The organism is Serratia sp. CY32780, from assembly GCF_052169135.1.
Taxonomy (GTDB): domain Bacteria; phylum Pseudomonadota; class Gammaproteobacteria; order Enterobacterales; family Enterobacteriaceae; genus Serratia; species Serratia sarumanii.
In genome coordinates this window covers 504,386-521,856 of sequence record NZ_JBJNLI010000002.1, presented here as the reverse complement: position 1 = coordinate 521,856, position 17,471 = coordinate 504,386, and the positions used below count along the sequence as shown (strand labels likewise).

Here is a 17,471-nt window from a genome sequence, read left to right as displayed (position 1 = left end):
TGCTGCAATGACGCACGTGTTGAAAAAATTTGCGGTCATCATGCTGATCGCCGTGCTGGGGCCGCTCGGCGCGCTGAACGCGCTGGCGGCGTCCTCGCTGTCCGATATCAAAGTGTCCAACGCCCAACGCGAAGCGACGGTGTCGGTGAGCTTCAATGGCCCGCCGGACTATGCGTTTTTCCCGCTGCACGGCCCGGAACGCGTGGTGCTGGACGTTAACCAGAAGGGCAAGGTCGGCGGTCTTCCGCTCAATTTCAGCGGGCAAAACCTGGTGAAAAGCATTCGTTCCAGCGCGCCGAAAGACGCGCAGAGCGTGCGCCTGGTGTTTGATCTGACCCAGCGCGCCAAAACCCGCGTCGCCACCCGCCAGAACGGCGGCGTGCATACCGTGGTGTTCACCATTACGGCCGAAGGCGGCGCCAATACCGTGGTGCGTAAAGCGCCGGTGCAAACGCCTGCGCCGGTTGCGGTCAATCCACCGCCGCGTCAGGCGCCGGTCACGGTCAGCCAGCCACCGCGCCAGGCGCCGGTCGCGGTGCGTGAAGCGCCGGAGCCGCCGCTGCGCAAAGCGCCGACAGGATCGAATCCCTTCACCAATAAACAGACCGTGGTCGCAGGCACCGCCACAGAGGTCACGCCGCGCAGCAGCCGCGTTTCCGCCGGTTCCGGCGATCGGGTGGTGGTAGCGATCGACGCCGGCCACGGCGGCCAGGACCCGGGCGCCATTGGCCCGAGCGGGCTGAAAGAAAAGAATGTCACCATCGCCATCGCGCGCCGCCTGCAGGCGATGCTGGACGCCGATCCGCAGTTCAAACCGGTGCTGACCCGTACCGGCGACTATTTCATCTCGGTGATGGGGCGCTCCGATGTGGCGCGTAAACAGGGCGCCAACGTGCTGGTCTCTATCCACGCCGACGCCGCGCCAAACCGCAGCGCCAGCGGGGCCTCCGTCTGGGTGCTGTCCAATCGCCGCGCCAACAGCGAAATGGCCGGCTGGCTCGAACAGCATGAGAAACAGTCCGAGCTGCTCGGCGGCGCCGGCGATCTGCTGGCCAACAGCCAGGCTGACCCTTACCTGAGCCAGGCAGTGCTGGATCTGCAGTTCGGCCACTCGCAGCGCGTGGGATACGACGTGGCGGTGAAAGTGCTGCAGCAGTTGCAGAGTGTCGGATCGTTGCATAAACGCCGGCCGGAACACGCCAGCCTGGGCGTGCTGCGTTCGCCGGATATTCCCTCGCTGCTGGTGGAAACCGGATTTATCAGCAATAGCACGGAGGAGCGGCTGCTGGGCAGTAGCGCGTATCAGGAGAAGATTGCCAGAGCCATTCATAACGGCCTGCGCAGCTACTTCCTGGCGCATCCGCTGCAAGCCGACCCAAAGGTGGAAAACCGACCGCTGGACGTCGCAGCGGCGGTTAACACCTCAACACCAGACGTGCGCCAGCCTGAGCCTATCGTCAGCTCGGCCGGCGCGAGCCGCAGCGTAAGCGGCAAGACCCGGATCCACGTGGTGAAGCGTGCGGAAACGCTGTCCGGCATCGCCGACAGCTACGGCACCACCATGGCGGCGCTGCGGGATCTGAACAAACTGAAAAAAGACGGCGTGTGGGTAGGGCAACGTCTGAAGGTGCCGGCGGGGAAAGCCGCCGCCGTCACCACCACCGTCGCCAAGGCGAAAACGCCGGTGAAGAAAACGTCTAAACATAAAGTGGCCCGCGGGGATACGCTCTCCTCCATCGCTTCTCGCTACGGGGTCAGCGTCGGCGATCTGAAACGGGTCAATAATCTGAAGTCGGACGTCGCGCCGCTGGATCGGACGCTGACCATTCCGCAGGCCTAGCGCCATCGCTACAGGAGCCAGCATGCCTATCCAGGTGTTACCGCCGCAGCTTGCCAACCAGATTGCCGCCGGAGAGGTGGTTGAACGCCCCGCGTCGGTCGTCAAGGAGCTGGTGGAAAACAGCCTGGACGCCGGCGCAACGCGCATCGATATCGATATTGAACGCGGCGGTGCCAAGCTGATCCGCATTCGCGACAACGGCTGCGGCATCGGCAAGGACGATCTGGCGTTGGCGCTGGCGCGGCACGCCACCAGTAAAATCAGCACGCTCGACGATCTGGAGGCTATCGTCAGCCTCGGTTTCCGCGGCGAAGCGCTGGCCAGTATCAGCTCGGTTTCCCGTTTGACCCTGACGTCGCGCACCGCCGAGCAAAGCGAGGCGTGGCAAGCCTATGCCGAAGGGCGCGAGCAGGCGGTGACCGTCAAACCCGCCGCGCACCCGGTCGGGAGCACGCTGGAAGTGCTGGATCTGTTTTACAATACGCCGGCGCGCCGCAAGTTCATGCGCACCGAAAAAACCGAATTCGGCCATATCGATGAAGTGGTGCGGCGCATTGCGCTGGCGCGTTTCGATGTGGCGATCAACCTCAGCCACAACGGCAAACCGATCCGCCAATACCGGGCGGCGAAAGAAGAGAGCCAGCACGAACGCCGTTTGGGCAGCATCTGCGGCCCGGCGTTCTTGCAGCATGCGCTGAACATCGACTGGCAGCACGGCGATTTGAGCATCCGCGGTTGGGTGGCGGATCCGGCCGGGGCGCGCCAGCTGGGTGAAATGCAGTATTGCTACGTCAACTGCCGCATGATGCGCGATCGCTTGATCAATCACGCTATTCGTCAGGCCTATCAGGATCAGCTGAAGGACGATCAGCAGCCCGCTTACGTGCTGTATCTGGAGGTCGATCCGCACCAGGTGGACGTCAACGTTCATCCCGCCAAGCACGAGGTGCGTTTCCATCAGGCGCGGCTGGTGCACGATTTTATCTACCAGGCGGTAACCACCGTGCTGCAGCAGGCCGGTCAGACGCCGCCGCTGCCGCTGGCGGAAACGCCTGACGAAGCGCCCGCGCCGGTCTGGCAGCCGGAGAACCGCATCGCCGCCGGCGGCAACCATTTTTCTCAGCCTGCGCCGCGCCGTGAAACGCCGCCACCGGCCGGCACCGCCCGCGAGCGGGCGCCGCAGCCGGGTTGGCAAACGGCGGGCGGTTACCAGAAACGCGAAGGCGAGCTGTACGGTAAACTGATGCAGCCCGCCGCCGAGCCGCAGGCCGATGCCGCGCCGGAAGTTTCGAGCAAGCCGCCGCTGTTCCCGCCGGCGAAAGCCGCAGCGGAAACGCCGTTGGCGGGCGGCCAACACAGTTTTGGCCGGGTGTTGATGATCCATCCGCCGTGCTACGCGCTGATTGAGCAGCGCCAGCAGCCGGCGTTGCTCAATCTGGCGGTAGCCGAACGCTGGCTGCGCCAGGCGCAGCTCAACCCGCCGGCGGAAGGGCTGCGGCCGCAGCCGCTGCTGATCCCGATTAAGCTGACGTTGGAGAAGCGCGAAGCGGCGGCCATTGCACGGCATCAGGCGCTGCTCGTGGCGATGGGGCTGGATCTGCAGACGGATCATGGCCGTGTGACGCTGCGCGCAGTGCCTTTACCATTACGCCAACAAAATTTACAAAAACTGATACCCGAACTGTTAGGCTATCTGGCCGAACATCAGGAGATGTCGCCCGCGGTGCTGGCCACCTGGCTCGCTCGCCGTCTTGGCAGCGAACATGAACAGTGGAACACCTCGCAAGCGATACAATTGTTGACCGACGTTGAACGACTTTGCCCGCAGCTGGTCAAATCGCCACCGAGCGGACTTTTACAACCCGTTGATTTACAGGCCGCACTGGCGGCCCTCAAGCATGACTGACACTGAAATGACACCACGTCCCCCGGCTATTTTCATCATGGGGCCGACCGCCTCGGGCAAGACCGCGCTGGCGATCGCGCTGCGCGAACGCCTGCCGGTGGAACTGATCAGCGTCGATTCCGCGCTGATTTACCGCGGCATGGATATCGGCACCGCCAAGCCGAGCGCCGAAGAATTGGCGCAGGCGCCGCATCGGCTGATCGATATCCGCGATCCCGCCGAAGCCTACTCGGCCGCGGAGTTTCGCGCCGACGCGCTGAAGGAGATGGCCGACATCACCGCCGCCGGGCGCATTCCGCTGCTGGTCGGTGGCACCATGTTGTATTTCAAGGCGTTGCTGGAAGGATTGTCGCCGCTGCCGTCCGCCGATCCCGCGGTGCGCGAGCGCATCGAACGGCAAGCGGCGGAGCAGGGCTGGGAGGCGTTGCATCGGCAGTTGCAGGCGATCGATCCGGTCGCGGCATTGAGAATTCATCCGAATGATCCGCAGAGACTGTCCAGAGCACTGGAAGTTTTTTTTATTTCGGGTAAAACTTTAACGGAACTGACTAAAATTTCGGGTGAATCGTTGCCGTATCAAGTTCACCAATTTGCGATAGCGCCGACCAGCCGTGAGTTGATCCATCAACGCATCGAGCTACGGTACCATCAAATGTTGGCGGCGGGTTTTGAGACGGAAGCGCGTGCACTTTTCGCACGGGGTGATTTGCATACGGACTTGCCCTCCATTCGCTGTGTCGGTTACCGCCAGATGTGGTCATACTTGTCTGGTGAAATTAGTTACGATGAGATGGTTTATCGTGGTATTTGCGCAACACGTCAGTTGGCTAAACGCCAGATGACCTGGTTACGGGGTTGGGAGTCGGTCCATTGGTTGGACAGTGAAAAGCCGGGAGAGGCTTTGGACTCGGTGACACAGGTTGTTAGTGCATAGGTTGGGTGATTGTGTACAATTGCTGAGTATTCAGCGCGCAAATTTTTTACGTCGTTTATTTTAGAGCCGACAGGTTCTTAGTTACAAACAACAAGCAAATAAGGAAAAGATAGAATGGCTAAGGGGCAATCTTTGCAAGATCCGTTCCTGAACGCATTGCGTCGTGAACGTGTTCCGGTTTCTATTTATTTGGTGAATGGTATTAAGCTGCAAGGCCAGATTGAGTCTTTTGACCAGTTTGTCATCCTGTTGAAGAACACGGTTAGCCAGATGGTGTACAAGCACGCTATCTCTACCGTTGTCCCGTCTCGCCCGGTCTCGCATCACAGCAACAACCCGAGCGGCGGTTCAAGCAACTATCACCATGGCAACAATCCGTCTGCGCAGCAACAGCCGCAGCAGGAAAGCGATGACGCTGAATAAAGCGCGTTGCAAGTCAACCATGACGGGGAGCATAAGCAGCCGCGGGCTGTTTATGTCCCCCAAACTCACGGTGAGTGTCCGTTTGAGAGGTTGCACGCTTGTTTGACCGTTATGAAGCCGGTGAGCAGGCCGTACTGGTTCATATCTATTTCTCGCAAGACAAAGATACGGAAGACCTCAACGAGTTCGAATCGTTGGTTTCCTCAGCCGGTGTCGAAGCTTTGCAAGTGGTGACCGGTAGCCGCAAAGCCCCGCATCCGAAGTACTTTGTCGGCGAAGGAAAGGCCGAAGAAATTGCAGATGCGGTGAAAGCCAGCGGCGCGTCTGTTGTCCTGTTTGATCATTCCCTTTCCCCGGCGCAGGAAAGAAACCTCGAGCGCCTGTGCGAATGCCGGGTGATCGATCGCACCGGGCTGATTTTAGACATCTTCGCCCAGCGTGCCCGCACCCATGAAGGTAAGCTGCAGGTGGAGCTGGCGCAGTTGCGTCACATCGCCACGCGTCTGGTACGCGGTTGGACGCACCTGGAGCGGCAAAAAGGGGGGATTGGCCTGCGCGGGCCGGGGGAAACCCAGCTTGAGACCGACCGTCGCCTGTTGCGCGATCGCATCAGCTTGATTCTGCGCCGCCTGGAGCGGGTAGAAAAGCAGCGTGAACAAGGCCGACGCGCGCGGACCCGCGCCGATGTGCCGACCGTATCGCTGGTGGGCTACACCAACGCCGGCAAATCCACCCTGTTTAATCGAATAACGTCTGCCGAGGTGTATGCGGCGGACCAGCTATTTGCCACCCTGGATCCTACGTTGCGGCGCATTGACGTGCCGGACGTGGGGGATACCGTGTTGGCGGATACCGTAGGCTTTATCCGGCACCTGCCGCACGATCTGGTGGCCGCCTTCAAGGCGACGCTGCAGGAAACGCGCCAGGCATCTCTGCTGCTGCACGTCATCGATGCCGCAGATCCGCGCGTCGATGAGAACATCGAAGCGGTGAACACCGTGCTGGCGGAGATAGACTCGGATGAAATCCCTACACTGTTAGTGATGAACAAAATAGATATGCTGGACGATTTTGTGCCGCGTATCGACCGCAACGACGAAAACCTGCCGATCCGGGTGTGGCTGTCCGCCGCCAGCGGAGAGGGAATTCCGTTGCTGTATCAGGCGTTGACGGAGCGCTTATCGGGGGAGATCGCGCATTACGAATTGCGCTTACCGCCACGGGCAGGCCGTCTTCGCAGCCGTTTTTACCAGCTTCAGGCGATTGAAAAAGAGTGGAACGAAGAAGACGGCAGCATTGGCGTGGTGGTGCGAATGCCGATCGTCGAATGGCGTCGTCTCTGCAAGCAAGAACAGGACCTGATTGACTTTATCGTATGATCATATCCTGTTACATTTATGCTTCGCGAAAGCCTGAAGTACCCAATCACAGAATATGGAGCTAAAACATGGCGTGGAATCAGCCCGGTAATAACGGACAGGACCGCGACCCGTGGGGGAGCAGCAATAACAATGGCGGCAACTCTGGCGGTAACAACAAAGGCGGTCGTGATCAAGGGCCACCTGATTTGGACGATATCTTCCGCAAACTGAGCAAGAAATTGAGCGGTTTCGGCGGGGGCAAAGGCTCCAACAGCAATAGCGGCGGCACCGGCACCTCTGGTCCAGGCTTCAGCGGCCGCATTATCGGTATCGCGGCGGTGGCCGTGGTGGTGATTTGGGCCGCCAGCGGCTTCTACACCATCAAGGAAGCCGAGCGCGGCGTCGTGACGCGTTTCGGCAAGTTCAGCCACCTGGTGCAGCCGGGCCTGAACTGGAAGCCGACCTTCATCGACGACGTGCGTCCGGTGAACGTGGAATCCGTGCGCGAGCTGGCGGCGTCCGGCGTGATGCTGACCTCCGATGAAAACGTGGTGCGCGTGGAAATGAACGTGCAGTACCGCGTGACCAACCCGGAAGCGTACCTGTTCAGCGTCGTCAATGCCGACGACAGCCTGAGCCAGGCGACCGACAGCGCCCTGCGCGGCGTGATCGGCAAATACTCGATGGACCGCATCCTGACCGAAGGCCGTACCGTGGTGCGTAACGATACGCAGCGCATGCTGGAAGAGACCATCCGTCCTTACAACATGGGCATCACGCTGCTGGACGTCAACTTCCAGGCGGCGCGTCCGCCGGAAGAGGTGAAGGCGTCGTTCGACGATGCGATCGCCGCGCGTGAAAACGAGCAGCAATACATCCGTGAGGCGGAAGCTTACGCCAACGAAGTTCAGCCGCGTGCGAACGGCCAGGCGCAGCGTCTGCTGGAAGACTCCAAGGCTTATAAGGACCGTACCGTCCTGGAAGCCCAGGGTGAGGTGGCGCGTTTTGCCAAGCTGTTGCCGGAATACAAGTCCGCACCGCAGATCACCCGCGAGCGTCTGTATATCGAAACCATGGAAAAAGTGCTGGGCCATACCCGTAAGGTGTTGGTGAGCGACAAAGGCAACAACCTGATGGTGCTGCCGCTGGATCAGATGCTGCGCGGCCAAGGCGCGGCGCCGGAGAGCGGCAACAAGGATACCAGCCTGATTCGCCTCAATCCGAATCCTGCGCCGGCTGCCAACAGCAGCGCCCCGCGCACCAGCGGCGGTTCGATTATGGATCAGCGCCGGGCGAATGCGCAGCGTGACGACACCACTCGCGTAGGGAGAGAGTAATCAATGCGTAAGTCTTTTGTAGTTATTGTCCTCGCGGTGCTGGTGGTGCTGTACGCTTCGCTGTTCGTGGTGCAGGAAGGCCAGCGCGGCATCGTGCTGCGCTTCGGCAAGGTTCTGCGCGACGGCGAAAACAAGCCGCTGGTGTATGCGCCGGGTCTGCACCTCAAGATCCCGTTCATTGAGACCGTGAAGAACCTGGATGCGCGCATCCAGACCATGGACAACCAGGCCGATCGTTTCGTGACCAGCGAGAAGAAAGACCTGATCGTCGACTCCTATCTGAAGTGGCGCATCAGCGACTTCAGCCGTTACTACCTGGCGACCGGCGGTGGCGACGTCTCCCAGGCCGAAGTGCTGCTGAAACGCAAGTTCAGCGACCGTCTGCGTTCCGAAATCGGCCGCCTGGACGTGAAAGACATCGTGACCGACTCGCGCGGCAAGCTGATGTCCGACGTGCGTGACGCGCTGAACACCGGCACTGTGGGTGATGGCGAAGAAGTGGCGACCACCGAAGCCGATGACGCTATCGCCTCTGCGGCGGCGCGCGTTGAGCGGGAAACCACCGGCAAACAGCCGCAGGTGAACCCGAACAGCATGGCGGCGCTGGGCATCGAAGTGATCGACGTGCGTATCAAGCAGATCAACCTGCCGGCGGAAGTGTCCGACGCCATCTACCAGCGTATGCGCGCCGAGCGTGAAGCGGTAGCCCGTCGTCTGCGCTCGCAGGGCCAGGAAGAAGCCGAGAAGCTGCGCGCCAGCGCGGACTACGAGGTGACCCGCACCTTGGCTGAAGCCGAGCGTCAGGCGCGTATCACCCGCGGTGAAGGCGATGCCGAAGCGGCCAAGCTGTTCGCCAACGCGTTCAGCCAGGATCCGGACTTCTATGCCTTTATCCGCAGCCTGCGTGCCTATGAAGCCAGCTTCAAGGACAACCAGGACGTGCTGGTACTTAGCCCGGACAGCGATTTCTTCCGCTACATGAAGTCGCCTGATAGCCTGCGCAAGTAAGCGCGGCAGGCAATCTGATCGAGGGCCCGTTTTCGCGGGCCCTTTCTCGTTTTTGGGGGATGCATGAACTCAACGATTTGGCTGGCGCTCGGGCTGGTTCTGGTGTTGGAAGGATTGGGGCCGATGCTGTTTCCGCAGGCCTGGCGCAAAATGATTGTGGCGATGTCGCAGTTGCCGGACGCGACGCTGCGGCGATTTGGCGGTGGAATAGTGGTTGCGGGCTGCGTGATCTACTACATGTTGAGCGGCCGCACGGGTCTTTAAAGTCTAGCCCAAAATTTATGCAATCGTATGCTAAAAGTGCTGAAAATCGAAAATTACGGTGGTAGAATCCATTTTTAAGCAATCGGTGATTTTGAAAAATGGGTAAGAACGTCGTCGTACTGGGCACCCAATGGGGTGACGAAGGTAAAGGCAAGGTTGTAGACCTGCTGACTGAACGGGCTCAATATGTTGTGCGCTACCAAGGTGGCCATAACGCTGGCCACACTCTGGTAATCAACGGTGAAAAAACCGTTCTTCATTTAATTCCTTCAGGTATTCTGCGTGAAAACGTCACCAGCATCATCGGCAACGGTGTTGTTCTGGCGCCGGACGCGTTGATGAAAGAAATGGGTGAACTCGAAGCGCGTGGCATCCCGGTACGCGAACGTCTGTTACTCTCTGAAGCTTGCCCGTTGATCCTGCCTTACCACGTTGCGTTGGATAACGCGCGTGAGAAAGCGCGCGGCGCAAAAGCGATCGGCACCACCGGTCGCGGCATCGGCCCGGCTTACGAAGATAAAGTGGCTCGTCGCGGTCTGCGCGTCAGCGATCTGTTCAACAAAGAAACCTTCGCCGTTAAGCTCAAAGAGATCGTCGATTACCACAACTTCCAGCTGGTCAACTACTACAAAGTTGAAGCCGTCGATTATCAGGCGACGCTGGACTACGTGCTGTCTATCGCCGACATCCTGACCGCCATGGTGGTTGACGTTTCCGAACTGCTGGACGGCGCGCGCAAGCGTGGCGACCTGATCATGTTCGAAGGCGCTCAGGGCACCCTGCTGGATATCGACCACGGTACTTACCCGTACGTCACCTCTTCCAACACCACCGCCGGCGGCGTGGCTACCGGTTCCGGCATCGGCCCGCGTTATGTGGACTACGTGCTGGGCATCGTGAAAGCCTACTCCACTCGCGTGGGTGCAGGCCCGTTCCCAACCGAACTGTTCGATGAAACCGGCGAGTACCTGTGCAAGCAGGGTAACGAGTTCGGCGCCACCACCGGCCGTCGTCGTCGTACCGGCTGGCTGGACGCGGTAGCGGTGCGTCGTGCCGTGCAGATCAACTCCCTGTCCGGCTTCTGCCTGACCAAGCTGGACGTCCTGGACGGCCTGAAAGAAGTGAAGATCTGCGTGGGCTACCGCATGCCGGACGGCCGTGAAGTGGATACCACTCCGCTGGCGGCTGAAGGCTGGGAAGGCATCGAGCCTATCTACGAAACCATGCCAGGCTGGAGTGAAACCACCTTTGGCGTGAAAGAGCACAGCAAGCTGCCTCAGGCTGCGCTGAACTACATCAAGCGCATCGAAGAAGTGACCGGCGTACCGGTAGACATTATCTCTACCGGCCCGGATCGCAGCGAAACCATGATCCTGCGCGACCCGTTCGACGCATAATCAGGCTTTGCGGCATTAAACAAACCGGGCGCGTCCCGGTTTGTTTTTATCCTGACTCCCTCCGATTGCGGTTTCACGTCAAAAAATCCTTTCATAAACCCGCCTTAGGGCGCGGGATTCGCTAAATAATTAGCGACGAACTCTCCGGCTGGTTTATTATCCAATGAGTAATCTTTTGAATAGCGCCGAAAAGCGGCGTATCAGACGGGTAAAACGATACCCAGAGGTAAGATGTGCAGTTAACAAGTTTTACTGATTATGGCCTGCGGGCGTTGATCTACATGGCCTCGTTGCCGCAGGACAAGATGACCAGCATCTCGGAAGTGACCGAGGTTTATGGCGTGTCTCGCAACCATATGGTGAAGATCATCAATCAGTTGAGCCGGGTAGGTTTTGTCACGGCGGTGCGCGGCAAGCATGGCGGCATTCGCTTGGGCAAACCGGCCGAGGGCATTCGCCTCGGCGACGTGGTACGGGCGCTGGAGCCGCTCGCGCTGGTTAACTGCAGCAGTGATTTTTGCCACATCACCCCTGCCTGCCGATTGAAGCAGGTGCTCCACCAGGGCGTACAGAATTTCCTTGAAGAGCTGGATAAGCATACGTTGGCCGACATGGTCGAAGACAATCCGCCGCTCTACAAGCTATTGCTTGTCGAATAAAACGACGTTGAGAAGACAAGGCTCAACGTCATCCTGCTGATGACAACGGAGGAACCGCAATGTCACAAGATCCATTCCTGGAACGAGAAGCAGAAAAATACGAATCCCCTATCCCCAGTCGTGAATATATCCTGGCCCATTTGGCGAAAAGAGAAACGCCGGCCAACCGCGAAGAACTGGGCAACGAACTGGGCCTCAGCGGTGAAGAGCAGCTGGAAGCGCTGCGTCGCCGCCTGCGCGCCATGGAGCGCGATGGCCAGTTAGTGTTTACCCGCCGCCAGTGCTACGCGCTGCCGGAACGTCTGGATCTGCTGCGCGGCACGGTGATCGGCCACCGCGACGGCTACGGCTTCCTGCGCGTTGAAGGCAGCAAAGACGATCTGTACCTGTCTGCCGAACAGATGAAAATGGCGATCCACGGTGACGTGGTGTTGGCGCAGGCGCTGGGCGCGGATCGCAAAGGGCGCCGCGAAGCGCGTATCGTGCGCGTGCTGGTGCCGAAAACCAGCCAGATTGTCGGCCGCTTCTTCATGGACGCCGGTACCGGCTTCGTGGTGCCGGACGACAGCCGTCTGAGCTTCGATATTCTGATCCCGGCGGACAGCGTCAGCGGCGCGCGCATGGGCTTTATGGTGGTGGTGGAGCTGACTCAGCGCCCGACCCGCCGCACCAAGGCGGTCGGCAAGATCGTCGAGATCCTCGGCGACAAGATGGGCACCAGCATGGCGGTGGACATCGCGCTGCGCACCCATGAGATCCCGCATACCTGGCCGCCGCAGGTGGAAAAACAGGTGGCCGATCTCAGCGAGCAGGTGCCGGAAGCGGCCAAGAAGGGCCGCGTCGATCTGCGCAAGCTGCCGTTGGTGACCATCGACGGTGAAGACGCACGCGACTTCGATGACGCCGTGTACTGTGAGAAGAAACGCGGCGGCGGCTGGCGCCTGTGGGTGGCGATCGCCGACGTCAGTTACTACGTGCGCCCGCGCACCGCGCTGGACGACGAAGCGCGCAGCCGCGGCAACTCGGTGTACTTCCCGTCGCAGGTGATCCCGATGCTGCCGGAAGTGCTGTCCAACGGGCTGTGCTCCCTGAACCCGCAGGTCGATCGCCTGTGCATGGTGTGCGAGATGACCATCTCCGCCCAGGGGCGCCTGTCTACGGCCAAGTTTTACGAGGCGGTGATGAGCTCGCATGCTCGCCTGACCTACAACAAGGTGTGGCACATTCTGCAGGGCGATCAGGAGCTGCGCGAGCACTACCATCCGCTGGTCAAGCACCTGGAAGAGCTGCACGCGATGTACAAGGTGCTGGATAAGGCGCGCGCCGAGCGCGGCGGCATCGCGTTTGAAACCGAAGAAGCCAAGTTCATTTTCAACGCCGAGCGTCGCATCGAGCGCGTGGAGCCGACGGTGCGCAACGACGCCCACAAGCTGATCGAAGAGTGCATGATCATGGCCAACGTGGCGGCCGCGCGCTTCGTCGAGAAACGCAACGAGCCGGCGCTGTACCGCGTGCACGATCGTCCGAGCGACGACCACATCTCCGCGCTGCGCAGCGTGCTGAGCGAGCTGGGGCTGACGCTGGGCGGCGGCAACAAGCCGCAGCCGAAGGACTATGCGGTGCTGATGGATGAAGTGTCCGAGCGCCCTGACCACGAAATGCTGCAAACCATGTTGCTGCGCTCGATGAAGCAGGCGATTTACGATCCGGAAAACCGCGGCCACTTCGGCCTGGCGCTGGCGTCTTACGGCCACTTCACCTCGCCAATCCGTCGTTATCCGGATCTGGCGCTGCACCGCGCGATCAAATATCAGCTGGCCAAAGAACACGGCGAGCCGAAAGAGCGCTGGACGCCGACCGGCGGCTGGCACAGTGAATTCGAAGAGATGCTGCAGCTGGGCGAACACTGCTCGATGACCGAACGCCGCGCGGACGAAGCGACGCGTAACGTCGCCGACTGGCTGAAGTGTGACTTCATGCAGGATCACGTCGGTGAAGTGTTCAGCGGCATCATCTCCAGCGTGACCGGCTTCGGTTTCTTCGTGCGCCTGAACGATCTGTTCATCGACGGGCTGGTGCACGTATCAACGCTGGATAATGATTACTATCGCTACGATAATATCGGCCAGCGCCTGATCGGCGAATCTTCCGGCACCGTCTATCGCCTGGGGGATACGGTGGAGATCCGCGTGGACGCGGTGCACATGGACGAGCGCAAGATCGACTTCGCGCTGGTGTCCAGCACCCGCAAAGCGCGCGGTGAAGGTAAAACCGAGCGCGATCGCGCCAAGAAGGGCGGCCAGCGCACGCTGCGCGACAACGGCAACGCGGGGCGCGGCAAGCGCCGCGGCGGCAAACCGCCGGCCAACTTCGAGCCGGACAGCGCCTTCCGCAAGCAGGATGACGCCAAACCCGCAGACAACGTGAAGAAGGCGAAAAAGAAAGCCAAGAAAGCGTCCGACAAAACGCGGAAAATCGCGGCGGCGACCAAAGCCAAACGCGCAGCCAAGAAGAAAGGTGCCGAGCAGGCTTAACCTGCCGCACATCGTTATCATCGGCCGGTTATCGCCGGCCGCACGAATTTAAAAGAGCATCATGAGCGAAATTATTTACGGCATCCACGCCGTCAAAGCCCTGTTAGAGCGCGATCCGCAACGCTTCCTGGAAGTGTTTATCCTGAAAGGCCGCGAAGATCGCCGCCTGCAACCGCTGATCGCCGAGCTGGAAGCGACCGGCATCGTGATCCAGGTGGCGAACCGCCAATGGCTGGATGACAAGGTTGAAGGCGCGGTGCACCAAGGGATCATCGCCCGGGTGCGCGAGGGGCGTCAGTATCAGGAGAACGATCTGCCGGGCCTGCTGGAAAGCGTGGAGACACCGTTCCTGCTGGTGCTGGACGGCGTGACCGACCCGCACAACCTCGGCGCCTGCCTGCGCAGCGCCGACGCTGCCGGCGTGCACGCGGTGATCGTGCCGCGCGACCGTTCCGCCCAGCTGAACGCCACCGCCAAGAAAGTGGCCTGCGGCGCCGCCGAAAACGTGCCGCTGATCCGCGTGACCAACCTGGCGCGCACGCTGCGTCTGCTGCAGGAAATGAACGTTTGGGTGGTGGGCACCGCCGGCGAAGCCGACCATACGCTGTATCAGAGCAAAATGACCGGCCCGATGGCGCTGGTGATGGGCGCGGAGGGCGAAGGCATGCGCCGTCTGACCCGCGAACACTGCGACGAACTGATCAGCATCCCGATGGCCGGCACCGTCTCTTCGCTGAACGTGTCGGTCGCCACCGGCATCTGCCTGTTCGAAGCGGTGCGCCAGCGCGGCTGATTCTTCTGACGGGGGCTTAGTGCTCCCGTTAATTCCCCCTCTTGTGATCCCGCCTGCGGCAGAAATCTCTGCGCCGACCATACTTACTCCTGACGCTTTTCTCAGGGAGCACTCTCATGGTCTGGACTACGCACACCGTTTTTAACCAACCCAAGCCGCTGGGCAACAGCAACCTGTTTCTCTCCGATACGCCGCTGCGCGAAGCGTTGCAGCGCGAGCAGGGCGGCTGGGATGCCGAGGTATTGGCCTCGCTGGGCCAGCAGCTCGGCACCCAGGAGTCGCTGGAGCTGGGGCGCCTGGCCAATGCCAACCCGCCGGAGCTGCTGCGCTACGACGCCACCGGCCAGCGGCTGGACGACGTTCGCTTTCACCCCGCCTGGCATATCCTGATGCAGGGGCTGATCGCCAACCGGGTGCACAACCTGCCCTGGCAGGAGGATGCGCGCATCGGTTCCTTCGTGGCGCGCGCCGCGCGCTTTATGCTGCATGCGCAGGTCGAGGCCGGCACGCTGTGCCCGGTGACCATGACCTTCGGCGCTACGCCGCTGTTGCTGCAGGCGTTACCGGCCGAGTTTCGCTCCTGGCTGACGCCGCTGTTGTCGGATCGTTATGACGCTCACCTGCTGCCTGGCGGGCAAAAGCGCGGCCTGCTGATCGGCATGGGCATGACGGAGAAACAGGGCGGCTCCGATGTGCTGAGCAATACCACCACCGCCGCGCCGCTCGGCGCGCGCGGGCCGGGTGAAGCCTACCGGCTGGTGGGGCACAAGTGGTTCTTCTCGGTGCCGCAGAGCGATGCGCACCTGGTGTTGGCGCAGGCCGAAGGCGGGTTGTCCTGCTTCTTCCTGCCGCGCATTTTGCCGGACGGCAGCCGCAACGCCATTCGCCTGGAGCGGTTGAAAGACAAGCTGGGCAACCGTTCCAACGCCAGCAGCGAAGTGGAATTTCAGGACGCCACCGCCTGGCTGCTGGGGGAGGAGGGCGACGGCGTGCGGCATATCCTGAAGATGGGCGGCCTGACCCGTTTCGACTGCTCGCTCGGCAGCCACGGCCTGATGCGCCGCGGGCTGTCGGTGGCGCTGTATCATGCGCTGCAGCGGCAGGCGTTCGGCAAGCTCTTGATCGAACAACCGCTGATGCGTCAGGTTCTGGCGCGCATGGCGCTGCGGCTGGAAGGGCATACCGCGTTGCTGTTCCGGCTGGCCCGCGCCTGGGAGAGCCGCAGCAATGAGGGCGAGCTGATCTACAGCCGCCTGCTGACCCCGGCGGCCAAATACAGCATCTGCCGCCAGGGCATGCCGTTCATCGCCGAGGCGATGGAGGTGCTGGGCGGCATCGGCTACTGCGAAGAGAGCGAGCTGCCGCGCCTGTATCGCGAGATGCCGGTCAACAGCATCTGGGAAGGTTCCGGCAACATCATGTGTCTGGACGTATTGCGCAGCCTGCACAAACTGCCGGGTGCGCTCGAGATGCTGCAGTTCGAACTGCAGCCGGTGCGCGGCCAGAATCGGTTGTTCGATCATGCCTGGCGGCAGTGGCAGCAGCGCGCTCGGCAACCGAGTGAGAAGATGGGGCGGCTGCTGACCCAGCAGCTGTTCGATCTGTGCTGCGCCGCGCAGTTGCTGCAGCACGCCAGCCCGCAGGTAGCCGACGCCTGGTGCCATCTGGCGCTGGATCACCGCGGCGAGAGTCTGCTGTCGGCCGAGGTGTGCGAACTGCTGCTGAACCGCGCCATCGGTGGTTAGGGAAAAGGGTGGCGCGCGGCGGCGAAAACCTTTTTAATTCAGTCTCACTCTGACAGGAAAATGCACATGGATATTCTCAGCGCGTTGGCGGCGTTCGCCTCTTACTTCTTCAGCGGTTTCGCCATGGTTTTGGTGTTTCTGTTCGTCTATACCCGCATCACCCCGCACGACGAATGGGCGTTGATCAAGGCCGATAACCAATCCGCCGCCTTTGCTTTCATCGGCGCTTGCCTGGGGTATGTGATCCCGTTGGCCAGCGCGGCGATCAACTCGATCAGCCTGCTGGATTACCTGCTGTGGGGCGTGGTGGCACTGGTGGTGCAACTGCTGCTGTTCGCGGCCGTGAAGATCTACATGCCGCGCATCAGCGACAAGATCGAAGCGAACCACCTGGCCGCCGGGATTTTCCTGGGGGGCGTCTCCGTCAGCGGCGGCGTGTTGAATGCGGCTTGCATGAGCTACTAAAGGTATAAGATGGCCGAGGCGCGCCAGCCAAGCGGGTGCGCCTGTTCTTCCATCCGCAGGATGCGGTAATAGCTGGCGCCGTGCTGGCCGGCGGTGCGGGCGATGGCCTGCTCCGCCTCCTGCGGTGAACCGGGCAGATCGTTAAAGGTGATCTCGGCGATTTCACTGAGCGGCGTCACGCGATCGGCGGGTGCCAGTTCGGCGGACTGTGCGCCGGTGCTGAGCAGCCCTACTGAAAGCAGGAGGGAGGTGAGTGCGGTGGAGCGTTTCATGGCGTTCCCCTTCGTCAGATCCTGAATCGCACCCGCAACATGCGGCATGCTGTCCGCCAGTGTGCAACACCCTACTTCAGCCTGTGCAAAGCCAGTGTAAATCTGCTTAAAAAATCCCCGCCTTACCGATACAGGATCGCCTGGGAATACCATTGGCCCGGCACGACGGTTTCGCTGTTCATGATGATCACGTAATACCGGGCGCCGGCGGCGGTGGCCTTACGCTGGATCTCCGCTTCCACGTCCATCGGGCTGCCGCGCACTACGGCGGTGACGGTACCTATCTTCACCAGCTCGGCGGTCTGCGCGCGGACGATCTCCTGCGCCTGTGCGGTGGGCGGCGGCGGCGGTTTCGGCGTGGTGGTCATGATGCCGCAGGCGGAAAGCTGTGCGGCCAGCGTCAGGATGATGAGTGTACGGACAAGCGTCATGATGACCTCGGAAGAGCCGGTAGATGGCTTCAGTGTAACGCAATATAAGCTGGAACAGATTGAGCTAACGCTGGCCGGCGCAAGTTTGTCATGATGAGTGCC

16 protein-coding genes are annotated in these 17,471 nt (G+C 61.1%); 14 read left to right on the top strand and 2 right to left on the bottom strand.

Annotation, left to right across the window (positions count from 1 at the left end; genetic code table 11):
- The first annotated feature begins 7 nt into the window (after positions 1 to 7).
- The 14 genes from amiB to ACJ8HH_RS15950 all read left to right on the top strand — a co-directional run bounded on the left by amiB (position 8) and on the right by ACJ8HH_RS15950 (position 16,666).
- A complete protein-coding gene (amiB, locus tag ACJ8HH_RS16015; RefSeq protein ID WP_060428805.1) occupies positions 8 to 1,840 on the top strand; it encodes an N-acetylmuramoyl-L-alanine amidase AmiB in 1,833 nt (610 codons plus the stop codon).
- 22 nt (positions 1,841 to 1,862) lie between these two features.
- Entirely contained in the window at positions 1,863 to 3,746 is a 1,884-nt protein-coding gene (mutL, locus tag ACJ8HH_RS16010) for a DNA mismatch repair endonuclease MutL (protein ID WP_048321234.1), read from the top strand.
- Positions 3,739 to 4,680: a tRNA (adenosine(37)-N6)-dimethylallyltransferase MiaA gene (gene miaA / locus ACJ8HH_RS16005; protein WP_004933679.1), complete on the top strand. Its 942-nt coding sequence runs from the start codon at positions 3,739 to 3,741 to the stop codon at positions 4,678 to 4,680. The genes mutL and miaA overlap by 8 nt, the downstream gene beginning before the upstream one ends.
- A gap of 114 nt (positions 4,681 to 4,794) precedes the next feature.
- Entirely contained in the window at positions 4,795 to 5,103 is a 309-nt protein-coding gene (hfq, locus tag ACJ8HH_RS16000; RefSeq protein WP_004933678.1) for an RNA chaperone Hfq, read from the top strand.
- Between the two features lie 98 nt (positions 5,104 to 5,201).
- Positions 5,202 to 6,482, top strand: a complete 1,281-nt coding sequence (gene hflX / locus ACJ8HH_RS15995) for a ribosome rescue GTPase HflX (RefSeq protein ID WP_004933675.1) — start codon at positions 5,202 to 5,204, stop codon at positions 6,480 to 6,482.
- Positions 6,483 to 6,550: 68 nt separating this feature from the next.
- Positions 6,551 to 7,801 (top strand): FtsH protease activity modulator HflK, encoded by a 1,251-nt coding sequence (hflK, locus tag ACJ8HH_RS15990; protein WP_033636782.1) that lies wholly within the window; start codon positions 6,551 to 6,553, stop codon positions 7,799 to 7,801.
- 3 nt (positions 7,802 to 7,804) lie between these two features.
- On the top strand, positions 7,805 to 8,809 hold the full coding sequence (gene hflC / locus ACJ8HH_RS15985) for a protease modulator HflC (protein WP_033648702.1): 1,005 nt from the start codon (positions 7,805 to 7,807) through the stop codon (positions 8,807 to 8,809).
- Between the two features lie 63 nt (positions 8,810 to 8,872).
- Positions 8,873 to 9,073, top strand: a complete 201-nt coding sequence (locus tag ACJ8HH_RS15980; protein WP_004933666.1) for a DUF2065 domain-containing protein — start codon at positions 8,873 to 8,875, stop codon at positions 9,071 to 9,073.
- Positions 9,074 to 9,171: 98 nt separating this feature from the next.
- Positions 9,172 to 10,470, top strand: a complete 1,299-nt coding sequence (locus ACJ8HH_RS15975) for an adenylosuccinate synthase (protein ID WP_033648701.1) — start codon at positions 9,172 to 9,174, stop codon at positions 10,468 to 10,470.
- Between the two features lie 233 nt (positions 10,471 to 10,703).
- Positions 10,704 to 11,129 carry a nitric oxide-sensing transcriptional repressor NsrR gene (gene nsrR, locus ACJ8HH_RS15970; RefSeq protein ID WP_033648700.1) on the top strand — a complete coding sequence of 142 codons (426 nt, stop codon included), beginning with the start codon at positions 10,704 to 10,706 and terminating at the stop codon, positions 11,127 to 11,129.
- A 59-nt stretch (positions 11,130 to 11,188) separates the two neighbouring features.
- Positions 11,189 to 13,663, top strand: coding sequence for a ribonuclease R (rnr, locus tag ACJ8HH_RS15965; RefSeq protein ID WP_033648699.1), 2,475 nt, complete (start codon positions 11,189 to 11,191; stop codon positions 13,661 to 13,663).
- Positions 13,664 to 13,724: 61 nt separating this feature from the next.
- On the top strand, positions 13,725 to 14,456 hold the full coding sequence (rlmB, locus tag ACJ8HH_RS15960) for a 23S rRNA (guanosine(2251)-2'-O)-methyltransferase RlmB (protein ID WP_004933653.1): 732 nt from the start codon (positions 13,725 to 13,727) through the stop codon (positions 14,454 to 14,456).
- A gap of 116 nt (positions 14,457 to 14,572) precedes the next feature.
- Positions 14,573 to 16,201, top strand: a complete 1,629-nt coding sequence (locus ACJ8HH_RS15955; RefSeq protein ID WP_043148252.1) for an isovaleryl-CoA dehydrogenase — start codon at positions 14,573 to 14,575, stop codon at positions 16,199 to 16,201.
- Between the two features lie 66 nt (positions 16,202 to 16,267).
- Positions 16,268 to 16,666 (top strand): DUF350 domain-containing protein, encoded by a 399-nt coding sequence (locus ACJ8HH_RS15950; RefSeq protein WP_033636787.1) that lies wholly within the window; start codon positions 16,268 to 16,270, stop codon positions 16,664 to 16,666.
- On the opposite strand, the gene ACJ8HH_RS15945 is transcribed toward ACJ8HH_RS15950, so the two are convergent.
- Both ACJ8HH_RS15945 and bsmA read right to left on the bottom strand, forming a co-directional pair.
- Positions 16,663 to 16,938, bottom strand: a complete 276-nt coding sequence (locus ACJ8HH_RS15945) for a DUF1471 domain-containing protein (protein WP_033638652.1) — start codon at positions 16,936 to 16,938, stop codon at positions 16,663 to 16,665. The genes ACJ8HH_RS15950 and ACJ8HH_RS15945 overlap by 4 nt on opposite strands.
- A 122-nt stretch (positions 16,939 to 17,060) precedes the next feature.
- Positions 17,061 to 17,369 carry a biofilm peroxide resistance protein BsmA gene (bsmA, locus tag ACJ8HH_RS15940; RefSeq protein WP_033648696.1) on the bottom strand — a complete coding sequence of 103 codons (309 nt, stop codon included), beginning with the start codon at positions 17,367 to 17,369 and terminating at the stop codon, positions 17,061 to 17,063.
- Between the last annotated feature and the right edge of the window lie 102 nt (positions 17,370 to 17,471).

Coding starts and splice junctions, on each gene's coding strand:
- amiB (WP_060428805.1), top strand. CDS start 8: ATGACGCACGTGTTGAAAAAATTTGCGGTCATCATGCTGATCGCCGTG.
- mutL (WP_048321234.1), top strand. CDS start 1,863: ATGCCTATCCAGGTGTTACCGCCGCAGCTTGCCAACCAGATTGCCGCC.
- miaA (WP_004933679.1), top strand. CDS start 3,739: ATGACTGACACTGAAATGACACCACGTCCCCCGGCTATTTTCATCATG.
- hfq (WP_004933678.1), top strand. CDS start 4,795: ATGGCTAAGGGGCAATCTTTGCAAGATCCGTTCCTGAACGCATTGCGT.
- hflK (WP_033636782.1), top strand. CDS start 6,551: ATGGCGTGGAATCAGCCCGGTAATAACGGACAGGACCGCGACCCGTGG.
- hflC (WP_033648702.1), top strand. CDS start 7,805: ATGCGTAAGTCTTTTGTAGTTATTGTCCTCGCGGTGCTGGTGGTGCTG.
- ACJ8HH_RS15980 (WP_004933666.1), top strand. CDS start 8,873: ATGAACTCAACGATTTGGCTGGCGCTCGGGCTGGTTCTGGTGTTGGAA.
- ACJ8HH_RS15975 (WP_033648701.1), top strand. CDS start 9,172: ATGGGTAAGAACGTCGTCGTACTGGGCACCCAATGGGGTGACGAAGGT.
- rnr (WP_033648699.1), top strand. CDS start 11,189: ATGTCACAAGATCCATTCCTGGAACGAGAAGCAGAAAAATACGAATCC.
- rlmB (WP_004933653.1), top strand. CDS start 13,725: ATGAGCGAAATTATTTACGGCATCCACGCCGTCAAAGCCCTGTTAGAG.
- ACJ8HH_RS15955 (WP_043148252.1), top strand. CDS start 14,573: ATGGTCTGGACTACGCACACCGTTTTTAACCAACCCAAGCCGCTGGGC.
- ACJ8HH_RS15950 (WP_033636787.1), top strand. CDS start 16,268: ATGGATATTCTCAGCGCGTTGGCGGCGTTCGCCTCTTACTTCTTCAGC.
- ACJ8HH_RS15945 (WP_033638652.1), bottom strand. CDS start 16,938: ATGAAACGCTCCACCGCACTCACCTCCCTCCTGCTTTCAGTAGGGCTG.
- bsmA (WP_033648696.1), bottom strand. CDS start 17,369: ATGACGCTTGTCCGTACACTCATCATCCTGACGCTGGCCGCACAGCTT.